This window comes from Rhodoferax ferrireducens, from assembly GCF_003347515.1.
Taxonomy (GTDB): Bacteria; Pseudomonadota; Gammaproteobacteria; order Burkholderiales; family Burkholderiaceae_C; genus Rhodoferax.
Window position 1 is genome coordinate 22,637 of record NZ_QEII01000323.1, and the last position, 21,595, is coordinate 44,231.

Sequence of the window (21,595 nt, forward strand, 5' to 3'; positions counted from 1 at the left end):
CGAACATGAAGACCAGGTCTTCCGTCACCACATTGCCGGAAGCGCCGGGCGCGTAGGGGCAGCCGCCCAGGCCGCCGAGCGAGCTGTCAAAGGTGCGGATACCCACGTCGTAGGCGGCCAGGCAGTTGGCCAAGCCCAGGCCGCGCGTGTTGTGCATGTGGGCGGCGCCGGTCCGCGCGCCGATGGCCGCACGCACCCGTGTGAACAGGCGGCGCACCTGGGCCGGGTTGGCCATGCCGGTGGTGTCGCTCAGGCCAACCTCGTTCACCCCAGCCGCCACGAGTTCGCGGGCCAGCCAGACCACATCATCCTCGGCCACGGCACCCTGCAGCGTGCAGCCAAAGGCGGTGGACATGCCGGCCTCGACCGTGACGCCGGGTGCGATGTCGTCGCGCAGGCGCACGATGGCGCGCACTTCTTCGATCATCTCTTCACGCGTTTTCCGCACATTGGCCAGCGAATGCGCGGCGCTGGCGGATACCGGAATCGTCAGCTTGTGCACGCCGGCCTGAAGGGCCGCCTGCGCGCCGCGTCGATTCGGCACCAGCGCCATGATGGTCACGCCGGGGTGGGTGAGGGCATGGCGCACCACCTCGGCGGCGTCGGCCATTTGCGGCAGGTGCCGGGCCGGCACAAAAGAGCAGACCTCGATCTCGCGCAGGCCGCTCGCCACCAACGCGTCAATCCAGCGGAGCTTATTCGCCGTGGCCAGGGTGGCCTTGACCGATTGCAGGCCGTCTCGCGGTCCGACCTCGCTGATCAGGACCTGCGGGTCAGTGCGCATCTTCTTGGCTTTCTCAGGCAAAGCGCCTATTGCGGCACCACGCCGGCCTTTTTCACCAGCCCGGCGTACTTCACCATTTCCGACTTGAAGTGCGCCAGCGCGAACTCCGGCGTCGAGATCTTGATGGTGTTGCCTTGCTTGGCCATGGACTCCTTGACCTCGGGCGTTGAAAACGCCGCCACAAAGGCGGCGTTGATGTGCTTGACCAGGTCCGGGGCCATGCCCTTGGGCCCGACCACGGCGATCCAACCTTCCACCATGTAGCCAGGGTAGCCTTGCTCGGTCGAGGTGGGGATGTCCGGCGCGGCCGGAATCCGCGCCGGCGCCGACACGCAAATCGCGCGCATGGTGCCGTTCTTGATGTGCGCCTGGGCGGACGGCAGGGCCAGCACGCCCATGTCGACCTGGCCGGCAATGATGTCCTGCACCATGGGCGCGACGCCGCGGTAGGGAATGTGGGTGACGAAGGTCTGCGTCACGTCCTTGAACATCTCGGGCGCCAAGTGCAGGATGGTGCCGTTGCCGCTGGAGGCGTAGTTGTACTTGCCCGGGTTGGCCTTGAACAGGGCCACCAGCTCCTTCATGTTTTTCGCCGGCACCTTGGGATTCACCACCAGCACCAGCGGGGTTGCGCCAATGATCGCAATCGGCGTGATGTCGGCCACCGGGTCAAACGGCACGGACTTGAGCACAGCAGGGTAAATCACATGGTTGTTGGACACCATGGAGAGCGTCAGGCCATCGGGCGCCGACTTGATCATGGTCGAGGTGCCGACCACGCCACCGGCGCCGGGCTGGTTCTCGATCACCACGGTCTGGCCGAGCGCCTTGCCCAGGGCGATTTGCGCGGCGCGGGCGATGCCGTCCACGCCGGAACCGGCCGACACCGGCAGGATGAACTTGACCACGCGGTCACTCGTCTGCGCCAGCAGCGCGGCGGGTGCGCCCCAAGCGGCGAGGCCGGCCGCAACGCCGCCGAGACGGATCAGGGTGTGGCGGCGGGAAAATTGTGTCGTTTGGTGTGTCATGTCTGTCTCCTTGTTATAAATAATTCAATGCTCTGCAGTATCACCTGATCGCGGCCTGCGCCTGCAGGGATTCAATTTGGGCCGCGTCATAACCCAGATCGGTCAGCAGCTGGCGCGTGTGTTCGCCCAGGGTCGGCGGGTGCAGGCGCACGCCCAGGCGCTGGCCGTCCAGGGTGATCGGAAACAGCGTGGTCTTGACGGTCTGGCCGGCCTTGGGGCCATCGGGCAGGCGCACATCGGCCAGGCCGCCGGTGGCCAGCAGGTGCGGGTCATCGAGCAGGTCTTCGGGCTTGCGGATCGGCGCGAAGGGCAGACCGGCCTGTTCCATCACCGCCGCCAGCTCGGCGGCGCTGCGCGGCGCCAGGCGTTCGCGCAGCGTGGCCAGCAGCTGCGGGCGCCGGGCCACGCGCAGGTTGTTGGTGGCGAGTTCGGCGTCGGCCTTCAAGTCGGGCAGGCCCAGGGCGTCGCAGAAGGTGAACCACTGCGCGTCGCTCACCGCCGCCAGGAAGATCTGCTCGCCGTCCTTGACCGTGAACACGTCATAGACAGCCCAGGGGTTGTCGCGCGCCGGCATGGGCGCCGGGTGCTTGCCGGTCATCGCGTACTGCAGCATGTGCTGGCCCATCAGGAACACATTGTTCTCGTACAGCGCCGACTGCACTTCCATGCCCTTGCCGCTGATGCCGCGCTGGATCAAGGCGCCCAAGGCGCCGATGGCGCCGAACAGCCCGCCCATGATGTCATTCACGCTGGTGCCGGCGCGTAGCGGGTCACCCGGGCGCCCGGTCATGTAGGCCAGGCCGCCCATCATCTGCACCACTTCGTCCAGCGCGGTGCGGTGGTCGTAAGGGCCGGGCAAAAAACCCTTGTGGCTGACGTAGATCAGGCGCGGGTTCACCAACGACAAGGCGGCGTAGTCCAGCCCGTATTTGCCCATGGTGCCGGGCTTGAAGTTCTCGGCCACCACGTCGGCCGAGGCCGCCAGCTTGCGCGCGACCTCGGCGCCGGCCGGGCTGTGCAGGTCGATCGCGATGCTTTTCTTGTTGCGGTTGAACATGGGGAAAAAGCCCGAGCCCGCGCCCAGCAAGTGCCGGGTGCGATCGCCGTCGATGGGCTCGACCTTGATCACCTCGGCGCCCATGTCGGCCAGCACCATGCCGCAGGTCGGGCCCATGACCATGTGGGTGAATTCGACGACGCGCAGGCCAGTCAGGGGTTGGGGCGTGGGGGTCTCTTGCATTTTGGATTGATTATTTAAAAAGGCGTTGATACGTGTCAGGCACAGGCCTGGGCGGGCGTGATGCCAGTGGGCAACATGGTCTTGGGCAGGCCGGCGCGCCACAGCGTGCCGTGCAGGGTTTCGCCATCCAGCCAGTGCGCCACTTTCTGGCGCAGCGCCAGCAGGCGCTCAATATCCTGCCCGGTGGCGATGCCCATGCTGGCGAACATATAGGCCAGGTCTTCGATCGCCACATTGCCGCTGGCGCCCGGTGCGTGCGGGCAGCCGCCGATGCCGGCCAGGCAGGCGTCGAAGCGCGTCACGCCCATTTGCAGCGCGGCATACACATTGGCCACGCCCATGCCGCGGGTGTCGTGAAAATGGCCGCAATTGAGTTTGTCGCCGGCAATGGGCAGGGCTTGCGCGAACAAGTCGTGCACCATGGCCGGGTCGGCATAGCCCACGGTGTCGGCCAGGCCCACGCGGTCGGCACCGGCGTCCAGCACGGCCCGCAGCAGGCGCAGCACTTCGGCCGGCTCGACCCGGCCCTGCAGCGTGCAGCCGAAGGCCGTGCTCATGCCGACCTCGATCAGCGTGCGCGAACCGCTGGCATTGCGCGCCGCGACGATGCGGCCGATCTCGGCCACCACCTCGTCCGGCGTTTTGCGCAGGTTGGCCAGGCTGTGGGCATGGCTGGCGGAAATAGGCAGCAGCATCAGGTCAGCCTCGCACGCCATGGCCAGCTCAGCCCCCTTGAAGTTGGGCACCAGCACCGAAGCCGTGAGGCCGGGCAGGGTCTTGGCAAAGGCCAGCAGCTCGGCGGTGTCGGCCAGTTGCGGCAGCAAACGCGCCGGCACGAAGGAGCCGACTTCGATCTCGCGCTGGCCGGCATCAAAGGCATCCTGAATCCATGCCAGCTTCTGCTCGGTGGGCATGACGCGGGTGATGCTTTGCAGGCCGTCGCGCAGTCCGACCTCGCGAAGGATGACGTAGCGGGGTAAAGCGGGGCTTGGGTGAGTGTGGTTCATGTGGGCGAGTTTAGATATGCCGGACAAGATAACGAAATAGATTTCGGAAGCGCTACCATTCCGAGATGGAACTTCTTGATCCTCCCCATTTCAGCCCTTGTTCAGCATGCGCGATCTCGATTTAACCACCTTGCGCCTGTTCGTGACGGTGTGCGAAACCCGCAATATTGCGCGCGCCGGCGAGCAGGCCCACATCGTGGGCTCGGCCATCAGCAAGCGCCTGGCGCAATTGGAAAACACCGTCGGCACGCCTTTGCTGGTGCGCCGCCGCCGCGGCGTCGAGCCCACGCCGGCCGGCGAAACCCTGCTGGAGCACGCCCGCAGCATGCTGGCCAGTGCCGACCGGATCGAGCGCGACATGGCCGCCTATGCCTCCGGCATCAAGGGCCAGGTGCGGCTGCTGGCCACGGCCTCGGTGATGGCCGAAGCGCTGGCCGACGACGTCGCGGCGTTTCTGAAGAACCCGGCGCACCGTGACATCCGGGTCGACATGGAGGAACGCATCAGCCCGGACGTGGTGCGCGGCATCTGGCAAGGCAGCGCCTCGCTGGGCATCTGCTGGGCCAGCGAGCACGGTGCCGATCTGGGCGCGCTGCAGTCGCGTCCCTACCGCAGCGACCACCTGGCGATCGTGGTCCACCCCTCGCATCCGCTGGCGGGCGCCAGGTCAGTGCGTTTTGAGCAGACCCTGGACTATGAGCACGTCAGCCTGCCGGTCAGCAGTGCCGTGCAGGTGATGTTGCAACGTATGGCTGCGGCCTTAGGCCGGACCCTGGTGCACCGCGTGATCGTCTCCAACTTTGAAGCTGCCCTGCGCGTGGTGCATGCCAACCTGGCCATCAGCGTGGTGCCGCTGGAGGTGGCGCGGCCTTACGCCGCCGGCCATGCGCTGTGCCTGATTCCGCTGGAGGAAGTCTGGGCGCGGCGGCATTTTGCGATCTGTTTTCGGGATGAGGCGGCTCTGTCGGCGGCGGCGCGCTTGCTGCTGGCGCATTTGCAGACACCCGGCGCCGGCATGGCGTGAATCAGGGTTTATAGCGCGATAGGCCTCAACCCAGATGCGTATGCCGTTCGGGTTTGGGCTCGGTTTCCATCGCCGCCAGCCCTTGCAGAATGCCACAGGCATTGACCGCCTGTTCGCTTTGACAGCGCTCGCGCAAGGCCCCCAGTTGTTGCTTGAGTTGCGTGAGTTCCCGCAGACGTTCATCGACATGGGCGATGTGCTGGTCAAACACCTCACTGATGGCGCCGCAGCCTTCGGCGGGCTGATCGGCCAGCCGCAGCAGGGCATGAATTTCACCGTGGCTCATGTCCAGCGCGCGGCAGTTGCGGATGAAGCGCAAACGCTCCACATGCGCCGGGCCGTACACCCGAAAGTTGCCTGGCGTGCGCGCGGGCGCTGGCAGCAGGCCTTCCTTCTCGTAATAGCGCACCGTCTCCACCGTGCATTGCGCCACCTGTGCCAATTCACCGATTTTCATGAGGGACTCCAGAAATACCTTGACTCTATAGTAACTTCAGGTTGCCTAATGGGCTGAATCAGTTTCAGGAACACGCCATGTCAGCCCAGCACCAGCACGATACACACGACCACGACCATTCACATGCCACGGCCTGTTGTGACCATAGTGCGGATCAGCCCTTGGTGCAACTCGGCCAGCCCGAGACGCGCCGTGACGGCATTCAAACCCCTATCCGCATCATGCAGATGGATTGCCCCACCGAAGAAGCGCTGTTGCGCAAGAAGCTGGGCGGCATGGCCGGTGTGGCGGGCATGGATTTCAACCTGATGCAGCGAGTGCTGACGGTGACGCACGAGCCCAAAGCCATAGAGACCATTTTGGCGGCTGTCCGTTCATTGGGCTTCACGCCCGAGATTGCCTGCGATACGTCGGCCCACTCCGAGCCCACGCCGGAGCCTGTCAAACCCTGGTGGCCGTTGGTGCTGGCGGGCGTGGCTGCCATTGGCTCAGAGCTTGCTCATTGGGCCGGACTGCCTACATGGGTGGCGGCCTTGCTGGCCATGGCAGCAGTCTTGGCCTGCGGCATCACGACCTACAAGAAGGGTTGGATTGCCATCCGCAACGGCAATCTCAACATCAACGCGCTGATGAGCATCGCCGTGACCGGTGCACTCCTGCTGGGCCAGTGGCCTGAAGCGGCCATGGTGATGGTGCTGTTCACGATTGCCGAGCTGATCGAGGCCAAGTCGCTAGACCGGGCGCGCCATGCCATCCGAGGCTTGATGCAGCTCGCGCCAGAACGCGCCACTGTCTTGCAAGCTGACGGGACTTGGGGCGAGGTCGCCGCAAAGTCGGTTCAAGTGGACGCCCGCGTTCGTATCAAACCCGGCGAACGCATCGCCTTGGACGGAACCATCGTCAGTGGGCGCTCAAACATCAACCAGGCACCGATCACGGGTGAGAGCCTGCCGGTGGAAAAAGCCGAAGGCGATCCTGTATTTGCCGGGACGATCAACGAATCCGGTTCCTTCGAGTACGCCGTCACAGCGGCAGCGGGCGACAGCACCCTGGCGCGCATCATCCATGCCGTCGAAGCCGCGCAAGGGGCGCGCGCGCCAACGCAGCGTTTCGTCGATCGCTTCGCGCAGGTCTATACCCCGGTGGTGTTCGCCATGGCGGTGGCCGTTGCCGTTTTACCGCCGCTGTTGTTGGGTGGGGACTGGTTTGACTGGGTCTACAAGGCGCTCGTTTTGCTCGTCATTGCCTGCCCTTGCGCGCTGGTGATTTCAACCCCTGTCACCATCGTGAGTGGCCTGGCCGCCGCGGCGCGCCAGGGCATTCTCGTCAAAGGTGGTGTTTATCTGGAAGAGGGCCGCAAGCTGGCCTGGCTGGCGCTCGACAAGACCGGCACCCTCACCCACGGCAGGCCCGCACAGACGGATTTCGTGGTGTTGAATGGCTGGAACGAGACCGAGGTTCGCAGTCTGGCCGCCAGTCTGGCCAGTCGCTCGGATCACCCGGTGTCACGCGCTTTGGCCGAAGCGGCCAAACGCGATGGCGTTGTCTTGCGAAATGTGGAAGAGTTTGAGGCGCTGCCCGGGCGCGGCACCAAAGGTTTGATTGACGGCAAGCGCTACCACCTGGGCAATCACCGCCTGATTCATGAGCAAGGCCGATGCTCGGACGAGCTGGAAGCGCGTCTGTCGGCCCTGGAAGAACAAGGCAAAACCGTAATCTTGCTGACCGACGAACAGAGTGTGCATGGCTTGTTCGCCGTGGCGGACACGGTCAAGGACAGCAGCCGCCAGGCGATAGCAGAACTGCACGCCTTGGGGATCAAAACCATCATGCTGACGGGCGACAACGCCCACACGGCACGGGCGATCGCCGCTCAGGTCGGTATCGACGAAGCCCGTGGCGATTTGCTGCCCGAGGACAAGCTCAAGGCGATTGAAAGCAAGCTCGGCAAAGAGGGTGCGGTCGGCATGGTCGGTGACGGCATCAATGACGCGCCGGCGCTGGCACGTTCCGACATTGGTTTCGCCATGGGTGCCGCGGGCACGGGGACGGCCATCGAGACGGCCGACGTGGCCTTGATGGATGACGACCTGCGCAAGTTGCCGCGCTTTGTTCGCTTGTCGCGCGACACCCATGCGCTATTGATTCAAAACATCGTGCTGGCGCTGGGCATCAAGGCTGTTTTTCTGGTCCTGACACTGACCGGCGCAGGCACGATGTGGATGGCGGTGTTTGCCGACGTGGGGGCGAGCTTGCTGGTGGTCGGCAATGGCCTGCGTTTGTTGCGGAAGTAGCCCGCCTCCGCCTGACTCGGGGTTTTATACGACCCAATTCAAGGCCTCAGCACCCCATCAAAATGGTCGATATCGGCCCGATCCTGCAAGCGCTGAATCAGCTGTTTTTGGGATGCGATGTCTTGCATCAATACCGCGAAGGCCTCCTGGGACACGGGTTTGCTGAACAGGTAGCCCTGGTAGATGGGACAGCCGTGTTGGTGAAGAAATTCGCGCTGGGCCTCGGTCTCCACGCCTTCGGCAATCACGTCCAGCCCCAGACTTTGGGCCAGCGTGATGATGGCCTGCACCACCACGGCATCGTTGGGGCCGTCTGGCAGGTTGTGCACAAACGACTGGTCAATCTTCAACTGATTCAGCGGAAGCTGGGTGAGGTAGGACAGGGATGAATAACCAGTGCCGAAGTCGTCCATGGAAAAGCTCAGCCCGAGCGCTTTGAGCTGTTGCATCTTTGCGATGGTGTCGCTGATGTTGTCAAGCACCAGGCTTTCGGTCAGTTCGAGTTTCAGGCGTGTTGCCGGGGCCCCCGTGCTCAGCAGCGCGTAACGCACCCGGTCAACGAAATCCGTCTGATGGAACTGGCGTGCACTGACATTCACGGACAGGTACAGGTCACGGTGAAGCGGATCACGCGACCAGGCGGCGAGTCGCTCACAGGCCTCTTCAAGCACCCATTGCCCCAGCGGCAGGATCAGGCCGGTTTCTTCCGCCAGGGGGATGAACTGGGCCGGTGACACGAGGCCGCGCGTGGGATGGTTCCAGCGCAGCAGGGCCTCCGCGCCGACAATCCCCACCTGGCCATGAACCTGCGCCTGATAGTGAAGCACAAATTGCTGGCTCTTGATGCCTTGGCGCATGGCGGTTTCCATGTCGGCCCGGGCAGCCAGGGAGGCTTGCATGTCGGGGTCGAAGAAACGCAAGGTGTTGCGCCCCGCTGACTTGGCCTGGTACATGGCGATGTCGGCCTGCTTGAGCAGGTCATCCACCGAATTCTCGTTGCCGACAAACAGGGTGGCACCGATGCTGGGTGTGCTGTGGTGTGTGCGGTCTCCCATCACATAGGACTGGTTCAAGGTTGACAACACTTTTTCGCCGATGGCCTGGGCCTGCGCAGCGGCCTCCTGCGGTTGCTCGCTCAAACCCTCCAGCATGACCACGAACTCGTCACCGCCCAAGCGCGAGATGGTGTCACCATCGCGCACACAGGTGGCCAAGCGGTGGGCGACCTCGATCAGCAAGCGGTCCCCGACATCATGGCCACAGGTGTCGTTGAGCATTTTGAAATTATCCAGGTCAATGAACAGCAAGGCCCCCATGTGTTGGGTACGCGCACTACCGGTCATGGCTCGATCCAGACGGTCCATCAGAAGGCGCCGGTTGGGCAACTCCGTCAGGGGGTCGTAAAAGGCCAGGCGCTCGATGCGCTGCTCCGCCGCCGTGCGCTCGCTGCGGGTACGCAGGGAGACGATGCCAAAGGCCAGATCGTCGGCGAGCTCTTCCAGCAGGCGTTGCTCTTCGATCGTGAAGGCATGGGCTTCGGTGGCGTAGATGCCCAGCATGCCAAAGGTGCTGCCGCCTTCGTCTTTCAGCGGCAGGGCAATGCAGGAACGGTACCCGCGTTGCAATGCGGCTTCACGCCAGGGTTGCGTCTGGGGGTCTGCGGCGAAATCGTCAACACCCGCAATGTCGCCGGTTCGAATGGCGGCTCCGCTGGGTTCGTCGGTGTCGGCCCAGGTGAACCGGGTGTGTTCCAGGTAGCCCATGTCGGCACCCGCCTTGGCCACCGGGCGCACGGTTCTGGCTTCATCGTGCTCGGCGTAGCCGACCCATGCCATGCGGTAGTCAGCCTCCTCGCACACGATGCGGCAGATGTTTTCCAGCAGGGTCTGCTCATCTTCCGCACGCACCAGAACCTGGTTGCAGTCGCTGATGGCACGCAACTCCCGATTCAGGCGACGCATGACCAGTTCATCCTGCTTGCGCTTGGTGAGGTCATAGGCCAGGCCAACGAATCCCGTGATGCGCGCGCGCTCATCCCGCAACGCGGTCACCGACAGGTTGACCGGAATGCGTGTCCCGTCTTTACGAATGTAGGTCCATTCGTTCTCCTCAGGCAGATTGCGACGCGGGCGGGCCGCAAACACATCAAATCCAGGGGCAATCGTTTCCCCCAGTTGCTCGGTCAATTGGGTGGCGTACCGGGCAAGCTCTTGCGGATCGTGCCAAAGCGCGGGGGTCTGCTGGTTCACCACCTCTTCGGCGGTGTAGCCCAGCAAGCGCTCGGCAGCAGGATTGAAGCTGGTCACGATGCCATCGGGTGAGGCGGAGATGACACCGTAGGCCACATTGTCCAGAATCGTGCGCTGGAAGAAGGTGAGCCGCTGCAAATCCTCTTCGCGCTGCTGAATCGCTGCCATCATGTCGTTGAAGCTCTGCCCCAGGCGGGCCACTTCGTCGCTCCCATTCGATGGCACGCGATGCCTGTAGTCCGCCTTGGCGCGAGCGAGTTCGGCCGCGTGCGTCAGGGACGCGATGGGGCGCACGATGGTGCGACGCAGAACCGCCAACTGACCCAGTGTGGCAATCAGAAATACGAGCGCACCGACACCAAAGAGCCACAGGACCTGCCGGGTTTGCTCGCCGAGTTGATTCAAGCCCATCCTGATGTGCAGCCGCGCGCCGTGAGGCAAGGCTTGCAGCATGTCTGCCGTATCGTGGCTGATATACAGGCCGTTGGGCTTGTCCGGCAGGACCCCAGGCGTGGCGTTGGACGTGCGGGTGAAGCTGGCCAGCGGGCGCTTGTTGTCCAGATAAATCACGGCCTGCAGGATTTGTGGGTTGACCCGCAAGGTGTTCAGGATTTCAGTGGCGCGCTGCGGGTCTTCAAAAGCCACAGCCGCGTCGGTGCCCACCGAAACCAATTGCGCATAGGGCTCCATGATTTGCCGTGTCCGGTCTTCAAGCGTAAAACGCTGATACAGCACCAGGCCCGCACCCGCCACCACAAACGCCAACAGGGCAGCACCCAGCAGCACGAGCGCCAACCGGTTGTGAATACTGAGTTTGCGAACCATGGCTCAGCGCACCTTTCGGATCACGCCATTCTCGAGAATCTCATGCGAGACTTCCAGCATCCGGGTCTGGACGGCCAGCGAAACCGCGCGTGCCTGGTCAAGATTGATGCTCATGCGCACCCGGTCTTCGACCTGGAAGCGGATCACACCCCCTTCGCGCAGGAATTCCGGCGCGTCGCCCACCGTCAGGATGGGCTTGCCTTTTAATTCACCCAGGACGGCGCGGCGTGCAACCGGGTTGTCAAGGGCCACAAAAACGATGTGGCAGCCCGGCAGTTTGTGCAGTGTGTCTGCGCGGTAAATTTCAAAGGGGTGACCTTGTTCGGTGCGGCCCTTGAACGTGTTCTCCAGCATATCGCCAAACGGATCGCGGCCCACGATGCAGACCCGCCAAGGGCCGAGGCCATTCGGGAAAGCACTGCTGGGCCAGGTCACGTAGTGGGCGAAATTGCGCAGAAAGGCGGCCTTGACCCGGTTCGGGTTTTCTGCCGTCAACTCCTGGCTTGCGACGTAGGCCTGCACCGGCAGTATGAGCAGGGCCAAGGCCAGCCGGGCGATCCAGGTCCAGCATGCTGAACGGCAGGGACTGGGGGTGGTTGTCATGAACGTGGCCCGGTGCTCAGAAGCTGGCGGTGAACGTGAGGAGAAACTCACGCGGACGGCTCCGCGTGCTCTGCGAGGGGCGGTAGCTTTGGTCGGTGAGGTTTTTTCCGGTCAGGGCCACATTCATGCGTCGATCACCGCGTGTCCACGCGTAGCCCACCATCGCATTGACGAGCGTGTAGGTCTGCTGGGCGGTGTCGGGGCTGTCTGGCAGAAGCGTCTGATCGGACACAAAGTTGACACCCCCACCGATATAAAAGCCCCGCAGGCCGTCTTGCGTGAAGTTGTAGCGCGTCCAGAGATTGGCCAGACGTGGTGCACTCATCTGCAGGGGCGCGTTGTGATACCTCAGCACGTTTTTGTAATTGGCTTGTCCGGCAGCGTCCAGCAAGGCAGGATCCTGGGCCAGGATGGCTGCGTCGTTGCCGCTGAACTCGGTGATCCGCGCGTTCATGAGGCTGTAGGACACATAGAGTTGCCAGTTGGGGGTCAAGGTAGCGGTGGCATCCAGCTCGACACCGCGCGAGCGTTGCTCGCCGCTTTGGACGTTGTAAATCTTCACCGTGCCGGAGCTATCGGTGACCGCCAGGTCATTGACGATGTTCTGGTTGCGAATATCGAAGAAGCTCAGCGTGCCAGAAACGCGGCCCTCGAACAGCTCAGCCTTAAGGCCGATGTCGTAGCCATCGCCCCGGGTCGGCGTGGCAGGCTGGGTGGTGCCGTCCGGGTTGTTTAGGACCTGGGTGCCGGGCACGAAGGACTCGGCATAGGAGCCGAACAGTGACAGCGCCGGCGTGAGCTTGTAGAGCAAGCCGTATTGCGGCGTGATGGCACTGGCGGAGATGGCGGCTTGAGACTCGCCGGTGAGGTGGTTGGTGAGCTGGCTTTGCGTCGACGTCCTGCGCCAGCCCGCTAGGAGCAGCAACCGGTCATCCAGGAAGCCGAAGGTGCTGCCACCATAAACGGACTTGTCCACGTAGTCGGTGGTCTGGTCGGTTGGGCTCGCGGTGAGCGCGGAGAGGGGCAAGGTGGCGAAGCGATTCCAGGTGGATGGATTGCTCAAATCCCATAGCGGCAATGGCGAGGCTGTGGGGTCGTTGCCAAGCGCCGGGTCGTTGGGCGCCTGGCCGGCCCGGTTGTCGAAACGGCGGTCAATATACTGCCCGCCCAGGAGGAGTCGAAGGCTGGCCCAGCTGAAGTTGTATTGGCCGACCGCCTGGGCCTCGATGGTGTTGTCCCGGTTGTGGTAGCTCTGGTATCTGACGCGGCGGCCTTGCAGCAGTGTCGTGTTGTTGGCCATGCCGAGGTTGCCGGAGAACAGGGCGTCTACCTGGTACTTCAAGTGGGAGTACCCGGCGCGCAGGTTCCACTGCTCATTGGCCTTGACATCGAGCCAGGCGCTCAGGTTGTCGGTATTGCTTTGGCGAAAGTCGGCGTAGGCCATGCTGTTCCAGTTGTCTGGCAGGCCTGGCACATCAACGCCTGACAGATTGGGGGCAGAGGCGGTTGGCACAAGCCCGCTCTGCGTGCCGTAGCCGGGCTTTTGCATCAGTTGGGGCGTCTCGGACTTGCGAAAGTTCTCGTACTTGAGCGTCACGCTCACGCGGTCATTGGGTTGCCACAGCAGGGACGGCGACAAGTTGCTCGAATGGGCATCATAGGGGTCCCAGTAGTGCATGTCCTGGTCGTAGGACGCCGCGAGCCGGTAAAAGAGCGTGGGGGATGCCGGGCCGGTGATGTCAGTCTCGAAACGGTGCTGGCCATAAGAGCCCACCGCCACATCGGCGGTGGCGGCAAACTGGGCCTGCGGGCTCTTGGTGATGATGTTGACGATGCCGCCGGGCGCAACCTGGCCATACAGGAAGGAGGCCGGTCCCTTGACCACCTCGACGCGCGAGATGTTGGTGAAATCGAAGACCGAGGGGCCATGGAAGCCGTCGCGCAATATCTGGACGTTGCCGGGCGTGGCGCTGACGGCGAAACCGCGGATGGCCAGGTTGGCATTGCCCTCGTTGAAGTCGTTGCTGCGGTAGGTAACACCCGGTGAGAAGCGTGCAACATCGAAAATATCCCTTGGCTTCTGGTCCTTGATGAAGGATTTGGTGAAGGCCTGGATGGCAAAGGGAAGTTCGCGGATCGGTGTATCCAGGCGCGAGCCCGAGACGGAGTTTGACGCGCGGTAACCGCTGTCGAGATAGGCGGACACCTCAAAGGGGGACACGCGCACATTGGCCAATTCGCCCAGGTCCATATCGGCCACGTCTTTTCGGGAGGCGACCGTCGCCTGAACAGCGGTAAGGTCACTTGCCATCGCCAATGACAGCGGCTGCAACCCGCCAGCCAGCCCCATCACCGCCAGGGCGAGCGTGCGTATTTCGAATTCAGGCAAGAAAAATGGCATTTAGACAATCGTGGATATCCAACGATTCCTCTCCCTTTGCATTCGGGTCACTATGTCCGCGGGACTCGAATGTAACGACTAAAAAAGCCTTCATCCATTGGTATTAACCTCCGTGCGTGAATGATGCGCCCGTCCCCCGTCGTGACGCGTGTAGCAACTTGATTTTGCGCAAGATTTGATGAAATGGGCGGTGGTGCAGGCATCGCGATGCGTGCCATGCATTTTCATGAAGAAATTAGCCTCTAGCCCTTGTCCAATAAGCGTATGAAGCTATTTATTTGATAGTTAATCGACTTGAACCGCGACGCGCGCCTGCAGCCCCGCAAACGAGATCAACTCTCCTGCCAGCGCACTGGCCATCACGGTCGGCGGGCTGGCCAGCCAGACCTGGCCGGGGCCGGAGCGGCCGGGGAAGTTGCGGTTGATGGCGCTGACCGTCACCTGGTCCGCCTCGGTGGACGAGCCCGGCCCGCAGTTGGCGCAGGCGCCGCACGAGGGTTGCAGGATTTGCGCGCCCACGGCGGCGAAGGTCTTGTCATAACCCTGGGCGATGCAGTAATCGCGCACGGCGGTGGTGCCGTATTGCAGATACAGCTTGACGCCGGACGGCACGCGCAAGCCATGCTGCAGCCCCCAGGCCAGCACGGCGTGGTAGTGCGCAAAGTCGCCGCGCTTGCCGGCGGTGCAGGAGCCGCCGTAAGCGATGTCGATCTTGACCGGGACGTCCAGCTGGCTCAGGGCCACGCCGTTGCCGGGGTCGCCAGGCGCGGCCACCATGGGGGAGAGGGCGGCGCAATCCAGCGTGATGTACCCGGCGTAATGCGCGTCGGGGTCGCTGTGCATCCAGGGCTCGATCTCGAAGTCGACACCGCGGCGTTCGCGCAAAAACACTTGCGTCTGGGCGTCGGGCGCCACGATGCCGGTCAGGCCGCCGAGTTCAGCCGTCATATTGGTCAAGGTGGCGCGCTCGTCGATGCTCAAGTGCGCCAGCGCCGAGCCGCCAAACTCGAACACCTTGCCGACCCCGAGCCCGGCCCGGATGTCGGGCGCGGCCAGCAGGTGCAGCACGATGTCTTTGGCGGTGATGCCCGGCGCGATCGGGCCGAGCAGCTCGATGCGCAGCGAGGCCGGCACGGTCAGGCGCACGGCGCCGGTGACAAAGGCGTTGGCCATGTCGGTGGTGCCGACGCCAAACGCCACGCAGCCCAGGGCGCCGCTGTGCGGCGTGTGCGAGTCGGTGCCGACCACCAGCTGGCCCGGCAACGCGTAGTGCTCGGCCATCATGGCGTGGCTGATGCCCGCCACGTTACTGCCGTCGTCCAGCGCCGCTTCTTCGTCGGTCAGCGTGCGGTGAAAGCGCAGGCCGTAGTCGTGCGCAAAGTCGCGCTGCGCCTGGCACATGGTCCGCACATTCGGCACCAGGCCCGCGCGCAAGTGGGCCGGGCTGCTCGCCACATAAGAGGTATGGTCTTCAAACACGATGATGGAGGCCGGCCCATGCAGGACCAGCGGGCGGCCGAAAGTGGTGTGCAGCATGTGGGCGCACATGCCGGTGTAGTACTCATGGATGAAGCGCCAGTCGGCGCGCACAAACATGCCGGCGCCCGGAAGATGAAAGCCGGCTCCGGCCGGGGGCTGTGCTTCGGTCAAGGCGGTCGGCAGGGCATGGCGCGCGATGATTTTTTCAAACAGGGTCTGCGGCTGGGGCTCCGGGAGCGCTCGGGCAGGGGCGGCGGGCACGGTGCTGCGCACCGTGCCCATGTGCAGCTGGCCAAAGCGCAGCAAGCCGCCGCTTTTCAAAATGGCGGCCGCCAAGGCGTCGCGTCCCGCCACCAGCTCATCCACGGCAATCGCCTCGCCACGTTGGATGCGCTCGACCAAGCCGAAGTCGGTCGAGGTGAACAGGCCAATGTTGTCGGCGTTCTGGCGGTAAATGCGCTCGAAACTGGCCGCAATCACCAGCCGGATGCCGGCCAGCTTTTCCGCCGCCGGGCTGTGCTCGCGCGAGGAGCCCTTGCCGTAGCGCTGCCCCGCCACGACCACGCTAAAGCCACCATCCCGCACGGCGTTGACGCCAATCGGGCTTTGTCCGTCGGCCCGAAAACCAGTGTAGGGATAACGCCCGAGCGCGTCGTCGTAGTGGCTCAGAATGGCCACCGGCGTGATCTCGTCAGTGGAAATATCGTCGCGCAAGGGACCGGCTTCAAGCCGCGAGAGTTTCGTGCCCTGCAATTGCAGGTTGATGCGGGCGGGGTCGCGGCACAGCAGCAGCAGACGCCCCGGCAGGGTCAAACGGGTGGCGTTGGAGGTCATGCCCGCATTGTGAACGCCGGCGGGGCTTTACCAGACTTTACATATTCGTCAGGCGCCCCTTCTTCGACCGCTCCCCGGGCTTGCCACAATACATGCCCATGCTGTCACCTCAGGAATCATACGTGTTCATGCCCGTCAACACCCTCGCATCGACCAGCCAGCCGTCTGCCCGGTCCGGCCCATCCCCTGCCGCGCCCGCCTGCCAGCTCAGCGTGGTCGTGCCCGTGTTCAACGAAGAGGCGGTGATCGCCCTGTTTCATGCGCGCCTGAGTCGGGTCCTGGCCGCCTGCGCCGGTGTGCATGAAATCATTTATGTGGACGACGGCAGCACCGACGGCTCGCGCCAGGTGCTGGAAGGCCTTCGGGCGACGTCTGCGTCCGTCGGCGTGGCGCGGCTCAGCCGCAATTTTGGCAAGGAGCGCGCCATGACGGCGGGCCTGGAGCTGGCCCGGGGCGATACCGTGATCATCCTGGATGTGGATTTGCAGGACCCGCCCGAGCTGATCCCGGCCATGCTGGAGGCCTGGCGCGCCGGCGCCGACGTGGTCAATATGCGGCGCACCGGCCGCGATGGCGAAACCCTGCTGAAACGCACCACCGCCCATTTCTTCTACCGCGTCATCAACAAACTCAGCGATGTGACCATTCCCAGCGATGTCGGCGATTTCCGCCTGTTCAGCCGCCGTGCCGTCGACGCGCTGAACCGCCTGCCCGAGTCCAACCGCTTCATGAAAGGCCTGTTCGCCTGGATCGGCTTCCCGCAGGTGACGCTGGATTACCACCGCAAGGCCCGCGCGGCCGGCCTGAGCAAGTGGCCGTACTGGAAGTTATGGAACTTTGCGCTGGAAGGCGTTACCTCCTTCTCCACCGTGCCGCTGCGCATCGCCTCCTACGTCGGTTTTCTGAGTGCGCTGGGCGCGTTTGTGTATGCCATTTATTTCTTTGTCAAAACCTATATCTGGGGCGACCCGGTCAAGGGTTTCCCGACGCTGATCGAGTTTGTGCTGCTGCTCGGCGGGCTGCAGCTGATGGCGATCGGCATCATGGGCGAGTATGTCGGGCGCATGTACCTGGAGTCCAAGCGCCGGCCCCTGTACCTGCTGGATTCCTTCCAGCCAGCCACGCTGACGGTCGCTGAGCCCGCGTGAGCACGCCCCCCATGCGCACCGACACCCCCGGTCAGGCGCCGGTCTGGTGGGCGCTGGCCGCTGTGCTGGGCCTGCGCCTGGTCAGCCTGGGCCTGTACCCGCTGATGGACAACACCGAGGCGCGCTACGCCGAAATCGCGCGCGTGATGTTTACCCTGGGCGACTGGGTCACGCCCTGGTACGACACCCACATCCCGTTCTGGGGCAAGCCGCCGCTGTCGTTCTGGACCACGGCGCTGGGCATGGCCGTGTTCGGCGTCAACGAGTTTGCCGCGCGCCTGCCGCATTTTCTGGCGGCTTTGCTGGTGGGCTGGCTGGTGTGGGGCTGGGCGGTGCAGCAATCACGCCAGCAAGCGCTGGCCGCGGTGGCCTTGCTGGCAGGCAGCAGCCTGATGCTGATCTCGGCCGGCGCGGTGATGACCGATATGACCCTGGCCGTGGGCACCACCCTGGCGATGCGCGGCTTCTGGCTGGGTTTGCATGGCGGGGAAGGCCAGCGCCAGCGCGAGGGCTGGCTGCTGTTTCTCGGCCTGGCCATCGGCCTGCTGGCCAAGGGGCCGCTGGTGCTGGTGCTGGCCGGCTTGCCGCTGGGTCTGTGGACGCTCTTTAGCCGCCAACTCGGGCGCGTCTGGCGCGATTTACCCTGGCTGCGCGGCACCTTGCTGATCGCGCTGCTGGTCGGCCCCTGGTACGTGGTGGCTGAGTTGCGCACGCCCGGCTTTCTGGACTATTTTTTGCTGGGCGAGCACTGGCACCGCTTCGTCACCGCCGGCTGGACCGGCGACCGCTACGGCGTGGCCCATTCGGCGGCACGCGGCAGCATCTGGGTTTATGCGTGGGTGGCGCTGCTGCCCTGGTCGCTGCTCCTGCCGCTGGCTTGGTGGCGCTGGCGCCGAGCGGCGGTCATTCCGGTGAGCGATCAGGCCACTCCGGCTCAGACCGCACGGACCGTTGCGGCCCCAGACAAGCCGCTGCAGCGCTACTGGATTTTGTGGAGCCTGGCACCCCTGGTGTTTTTCACCCTGGCCGGCAATATTCTGTGGACCTATGTGCTGCCGGCCCTGGCGCCGCTGGCCCTGCTGGGCGCGCGCTGGCTGTCCAGGCAGGCAGACCCGCGACGCGTGAACCGCTGGCTGACCGGCGGTCTGATCAGCAGTGCCCTGGTGTTTGCCGGCTTTGTAGGCTGGCTGAATTTGCAGCCAACACAAGACTGGCACACCACCCGCCATCTGATCGCTCACTATGCGGCCCTCAAAACCGAAGGCAGTACCCTGGCCTTCTATCCCGAGCGCCCTTATTCCGCGGCCTTTTACAGCCGGGGCCAGGCCGGAGAAATCACGCAAGCCGCCCAGCTGCTGACCCGCCTGGCGACGCCGCCCCTCTTCCTGGCGGTCAAGACCAGCGACCAGGACACCCTGCCACCTGAAGTGCAAGCCCGCCTCCAGCGGCAAGCGGAATACGGGGAGTACACGCTGTTTTATGTGGGCACGGGCACGCCAGGCGCCGCGCCGCCAGCCCTCTGAATGTTGGCCCGCATGAGGTGCCCATAGTCAAAACTTGAGCGCCACAGGGTGAGCTCTGAGCCCGACCTCGGGCGCCATGTTCAGGGGGCGGATTCTGTCACCCCGCCATCGGACAAATACCGCAGGCGTTTGATGTCGCGTAGTGGCGGCGCGCCGAAGAGGCGGCAGTATTCGCGGTTGAACTGAGATACGCTTTCACAGCCTACATGCATTGCGGCGCTGCCCGCATCGAGTTGTCGGCCAAGCATCAATTGCCGGGCCTCCTGAAGACGCCATTGTTTTTGCTACTGCACCGGACTCATGCCCGCAACGAACTTGAAATGCTGCCGGAAGGTGGATGGGCTCATGTGGGCACTGCTTGCCATTTCATCCACTTGCATGGGAAGCGCAAAGTGGTGTTTGAGCCAGGTAATGCTTTGAATGATTTTCTGACTCGGTGAGTTCACGCTGGCGAAGTGACGCAGCTTTGAGCCTTGTGCGCCGGTCAGCAAACGCATGGCGATTCCTTACTCGATCAGCGGGAAATCACAGAGGGTTTTGCCAATCCTTGAAATTTCGGTACGACTTCGATGGCGGCGACTTTAATAGCCGCGTACTCTGTCGACCAGCCCAATCATCGGCAAGCTTTCCCGATGCCGGCGCAGGTTGCCGATCACCGCACCGGCCACGGTTTCCGGCTGCGTCATGCTGGCGATATGCGGCGTCAGCACCACCTGGGGATGCGTCCAAAACGGATGCGCCTGCGGCAGCGGTTCCGGTTCGCAGACGTCCAGCATTGTTCATGCGCCAACGCGTCACCTCATCACTCCCAACTTGGCTTTCCGGTTGCGATAATACTCAGCGGATATTCACGTTGGTCAAGTGGCTGGCGCAATACGACCCGGCAGGCAAATTTCTCGATCCCGATATCATCGTCCAAAAGCCGCTCCATGAGCGCCTGAAAATGGGCAATGCTAGGCGCCACGATTTTCAGAAGGTAATCGTAACCACCACTGACGTTGTAGCATTCGACGATTTCGTGGTACTTACCAGCCCCTGCTTCGAATTTACGGAAGTCATGGGGCCGATGGCTGCTGATGGTCACCTCGGAAAACACGATGACGTGGCTGCCCAGCTTCTCCAGTGCGACCACCGCGCGGTAGCCACGGATAAGGCCGATGTCTTGAAGCCGTTTTGTACGGAGGAGACATGGGCTCTCACTGAGGCCAATGGCCTCGGCCAGATCAACATTAGAACAGCGTCCCTCGCGCTGAAGATGCACAAGAATCTTGATATCGAACTTGTCGAGGGAAGCTGAAGATCGCATGAGCCGATAGTACCCCTGCAGTGTCGGCCCCGGTTACCGCGCTTTTCCCGATTGCGCTGAGGTTAGCGCTTCGTCGAGCGTTTCAATCACCATGCCGGCTTGTTCCGCTGACAGCACCAGCGGCGGTCGAATCTTGAGCACATTGTGTCCCATCGCGCAGCCACTGAGCAAGACGCCCTTGTCGCGCATTCGATTGACCACCCGGGTGGTGAGCTCGCGGTCGGGTGCTCGCGATGCGCGGTTTGAGACAAGTTCCACGCCGACGAACATGCCCACGCCACGCACATCACCAATGGCCTCGTGCCGGGTGGCCAGATCGGCGATGCCGTTGCGCAGGATACTCCCGACCTTGGCGGCATGCTGCACCAGGCCTTCCTTCTCGATCGTATCCAACACCGCCAGCGCCGCCGCGCACGATACGGTATTGCCGGCGAAGGTATTGAAGTATCTTGAGTTTTTGCCGAATTCCGCCAGCGCGTCAGCGGTGGCCAGCAGTCCCGCGATAGGTTGTCCATTGCCCATCGGCTTGCCCAGGGTGACGATGTCAGGAATGACGCCGTGACGCTGAAAGCCCCACATATGCTCGCCCGTCCGGCCAAAGCCAGGCTGGACCTCGTCGGCGATGAAGAGGCCGCCGGCCCGCTTGATCGCGTCGACCGCGCCCTTCAACAAGCCCGCGGGTTCCGGGAGGATGCCGTCGCTGGTGAACACGGAGTCGACAATCAGTGCCGCTGGCTTGATGCCGTGACGCCGAAGATCGGCGATCGCCGCCTCGACATCGCGCGTGAAGCGTTCGGAGAGGTCAGCCCCCTCAGCATGATAGAGGCGCGGTGCCGGGACCACGCGAACGTGCGCGCCGAGATCAACTGTCGCGCCGAGTGATGGCGAGAATTGCGACACTGCGTCGGTGAAGCCGTGATAGGCGGTGTCCGTCACGATCACGCCCGTGCCGCCCGTGCGGACCTTGGCGATGCGATAGGCGACGTCGTTTGCCTCGCTGCCCGTGCAGGTCAACATGAGATGAGCAAGATCAGTCTCAGGCACGGTCGCGAGCAGGCGTTCGGCCAGTTCAAGAATCGTGTCGTGCAGATAGCGGGTGTTGGTCGCGAGCGTCTGCACTTGCCTGCATATCGCCTCGGTCACCGCCGGGTGACAATGTCCGAGTGACGCGACGTTGTTGTAAATATCGAGGTAACGGCGACCTGCCGGATCGATCAGCCATACGCCTTCGCCGCGCACGATGTGAAGCGGATGTTCGTACATAAGCCGATATGCCGGGCCGAGCAAGGCCTCGCGCCGCGCGATCATCGCCGCGGTGACTGGTCCCACGTCGACACGTCCGGGGATATAGGCGTTGACCATATTGAGGTCAGTAGTGCTTTTCATTGGCTTT

15 protein-coding genes and 2 pseudogenes are annotated in these 21,595 nt (G+C 63.5%); 4 read left to right on the forward strand and 13 right to left on the reverse strand.

Going from position 1 to position 21,595, the window contains the following annotated elements; translation table 11 throughout:
* Positions 1-7 precede the first annotated feature (7 nt).
* The 4 genes and pseudogenes from C5P05_RS34800 to C5P05_RS29945 form a co-directional block, all read right to left on the reverse strand.
* Positions 8-784: pseudogene (locus C5P05_RS34800) on the reverse strand (hydroxymethylglutaryl-CoA lyase); the annotation flags it as partial.
* 26 nt (positions 785-810) lie between these two features.
* Positions 811-1,812: a Bug family tripartite tricarboxylate transporter substrate binding protein gene (locus C5P05_RS29935; protein ID WP_114973527.1), complete on the reverse strand. Its 1,002-nt coding sequence runs from the start codon at positions 1,810-1,812 to the stop codon at positions 811-813.
* 40 nt (positions 1,813-1,852) lie between these two features.
* Positions 1,853-3,052 carry a CaiB/BaiF CoA transferase family protein gene (locus C5P05_RS29940; RefSeq protein WP_114973528.1) on the reverse strand — a complete coding sequence of 400 codons (1,200 nt, stop codon included), beginning with the start codon at positions 3,050-3,052 and terminating at the stop codon, positions 1,853-1,855.
* A gap of 35 nt (positions 3,053-3,087) precedes the next feature.
* Positions 3,088-4,059, reverse strand: a complete 972-nt coding sequence (locus C5P05_RS29945; protein WP_114973529.1) for a hydroxymethylglutaryl-CoA lyase — start codon at positions 4,057-4,059, stop codon at positions 3,088-3,090.
* Positions 4,060-4,165: 106 nt separating this feature from the next.
* On the opposite strand from C5P05_RS29945, the gene C5P05_RS29950 reads away from it, so the two are divergent.
* Entirely contained in the window at positions 4,166-5,083 is a 918-nt protein-coding gene (locus C5P05_RS29950; protein ID WP_114973633.1) for a LysR family transcriptional regulator, read from the forward strand.
* A gap of 25 nt (positions 5,084-5,108) precedes the next feature.
* Here the strand turns inward: C5P05_RS29950 and cadR are convergent, their stop codons facing one another.
* Positions 5,109-5,540, reverse strand: a complete 432-nt coding sequence (gene cadR / locus C5P05_RS29955) for a Cd(II)/Pb(II)-responsive transcriptional regulator (RefSeq protein ID WP_114973530.1) — start codon at positions 5,538-5,540, stop codon at positions 5,109-5,111.
* Between the two features lie 77 nt (positions 5,541-5,617).
* Between cadR and C5P05_RS29960 the strand changes: the two genes are divergently transcribed.
* The gene (locus tag C5P05_RS29960) at positions 5,618-7,834 is read left to right on the forward strand and encodes a heavy metal translocating P-type ATPase (RefSeq protein WP_114973531.1); all 2,217 of its coding nucleotides are present in this window, start codon (positions 5,618-5,620) and stop codon (positions 7,832-7,834) included.
* Positions 7,835-7,872: 38 nt separating this feature from the next.
* Here C5P05_RS29960 and C5P05_RS29965 read toward each other — a convergent pair whose 3' ends face one another.
* The 4 genes from C5P05_RS29965 to C5P05_RS29980 all read right to left on the reverse strand — a co-directional run bounded on the left by C5P05_RS29965 (position 7,873) and on the right by C5P05_RS29980 (position 16,225).
* Complete coding sequence (locus tag C5P05_RS29965) at positions 7,873-10,908, reverse strand: EAL domain-containing protein (RefSeq protein ID WP_114973532.1); 3,036 nt, start codon at positions 10,906-10,908, stop codon at positions 7,873-7,875.
* Between the two features lie 3 nt (positions 10,909-10,911).
* Positions 10,912-11,511: a YfiR family protein gene (locus C5P05_RS29970; protein ID WP_114973533.1), complete on the reverse strand. Its 600-nt coding sequence runs from the start codon at positions 11,509-11,511 to the stop codon at positions 10,912-10,914.
* Positions 11,512-11,527: 16 nt separating this feature from the next.
* Positions 11,528-13,912: a TonB-dependent siderophore receptor gene (locus tag C5P05_RS29975; protein WP_114973534.1), complete on the reverse strand. Its 2,385-nt coding sequence runs from the start codon at positions 13,910-13,912 to the stop codon at positions 11,528-11,530.
* A 285-nt stretch (positions 13,913-14,197) separates the two neighbouring features.
* Positions 14,198-16,225, reverse strand: coding sequence for an aconitase family protein (locus C5P05_RS29980; RefSeq protein ID WP_114973535.1), 2,028 nt, complete (start codon positions 16,223-16,225; stop codon positions 14,198-14,200).
* Positions 16,226-16,353: 128 nt separating this feature from the next.
* On the opposite strand from C5P05_RS29980, the gene C5P05_RS29985 reads away from it, so the two are divergent.
* Both C5P05_RS29985 and C5P05_RS29990 read left to right on the forward strand, forming a co-directional pair.
* Complete coding sequence (locus C5P05_RS29985; RefSeq protein ID WP_114973634.1) at positions 16,354-17,373, forward strand: glycosyltransferase family 2 protein; 1,020 nt, start codon at positions 16,354-16,356, stop codon at positions 17,371-17,373.
* On the forward strand, positions 17,370-18,896 hold the full coding sequence (locus C5P05_RS29990; protein WP_198674914.1) for an ArnT family glycosyltransferase: 1,527 nt from the start codon (positions 17,370-17,372) through the stop codon (positions 18,894-18,896). The genes C5P05_RS29985 and C5P05_RS29990 overlap by 4 nt, the downstream gene beginning before the upstream one ends.
* Positions 18,897-19,180: 284 nt before the next feature.
* Here C5P05_RS29990 and C5P05_RS29995 read toward each other — a convergent pair whose 3' ends face one another.
* The 4 genes and pseudogenes from C5P05_RS29995 to C5P05_RS30010 form a co-directional block, all read right to left on the reverse strand.
* The gene (locus C5P05_RS29995; protein ID WP_114973537.1) at positions 19,181-19,393 is read right to left on the reverse strand and encodes an AraC family transcriptional regulator; all 213 of its coding nucleotides are present in this window, start codon (positions 19,391-19,393) and stop codon (positions 19,181-19,183) included.
* Between the two features lie 84 nt (positions 19,394-19,477).
* Positions 19,478-19,672 (reverse strand): annotated as a pseudogene (locus tag C5P05_RS30000) (NAD(P)-dependent oxidoreductase); the annotation flags it as partial.
* Positions 19,673-19,698: 26 nt separating this feature from the next.
* Positions 19,699-20,202 carry an Lrp/AsnC family transcriptional regulator gene (locus C5P05_RS30005; protein ID WP_114973538.1) on the reverse strand — a complete coding sequence of 168 codons (504 nt, stop codon included), beginning with the start codon at positions 20,200-20,202 and terminating at the stop codon, positions 19,699-19,701.
* Positions 20,203-20,235: 33 nt separating this feature from the next.
* A complete protein-coding gene (locus C5P05_RS30010; RefSeq protein ID WP_114973539.1) occupies positions 20,236-21,588 on the reverse strand; it encodes an aspartate aminotransferase family protein in 1,353 nt (450 codons plus the stop codon).
* Between the last annotated feature and the right edge of the window lie 7 nt (positions 21,589-21,595).

Coding starts and splice junctions, on each gene's coding strand:
- C5P05_RS29935 (WP_114973527.1), bottom strand. CDS start 1,812: ATGACACACCAAACGACACAATTTTCCCGCCGCCACACCCTGATCCGT.
- C5P05_RS29940 (WP_114973528.1), bottom strand. CDS start 3,052: ATGCAAGAGACCCCCACGCCCCAACCCCTGACTGGCCTGCGCGTCGTC.
- C5P05_RS29945 (WP_114973529.1), bottom strand. CDS start 4,059: ATGAACCACACTCACCCAAGCCCCGCTTTACCCCGCTACGTCATCCTT.
- C5P05_RS29950 (WP_114973633.1), top strand. CDS start 4,166: ATGCGCGATCTCGATTTAACCACCTTGCGCCTGTTCGTGACGGTGTGC.
- cadR (WP_114973530.1), bottom strand. CDS start 5,540: ATGAAAATCGGTGAATTGGCACAGGTGGCGCAATGCACGGTGGAGACG.
- C5P05_RS29960 (WP_114973531.1), top strand. CDS start 5,618: ATGTCAGCCCAGCACCAGCACGATACACACGACCACGACCATTCACAT.
- C5P05_RS29965 (WP_114973532.1), bottom strand. CDS start 10,908: ATGGTTCGCAAACTCAGTATTCACAACCGGTTGGCGCTCGTGCTGCTG.
- C5P05_RS29970 (WP_114973533.1), bottom strand. CDS start 11,511: ATGACAACCACCCCCAGTCCCTGCCGTTCAGCATGCTGGACCTGGATC.
- C5P05_RS29975 (WP_114973534.1), bottom strand. CDS start 13,912: ATGCCATTTTTCTTGCCTGAATTCGAAATACGCACGCTCGCCCTGGCG.
- C5P05_RS29980 (WP_114973535.1), bottom strand. CDS start 16,225: ATGACCTCCAACGCCACCCGTTTGACCCTGCCGGGGCGTCTGCTGCTG.
- C5P05_RS29985 (WP_114973634.1), top strand. CDS start 16,354: ATGCCCGTCAACACCCTCGCATCGACCAGCCAGCCGTCTGCCCGGTCC.
- C5P05_RS29995 (WP_114973537.1), bottom strand. CDS start 19,393: ATGCGTTTGCTGACCGGCGCACAAGGCTCAAAGCTGCGTCACTTCGCC.
- C5P05_RS30005 (WP_114973538.1), bottom strand. CDS start 20,202: ATGCGATCTTCAGCTTCCCTCGACAAGTTCGATATCAAGATTCTTGTG.
- C5P05_RS30010 (WP_114973539.1), bottom strand. CDS start 21,588: ATGAAAAGCACTACTGACCTCAATATGGTCAACGCCTATATCCCCGGA.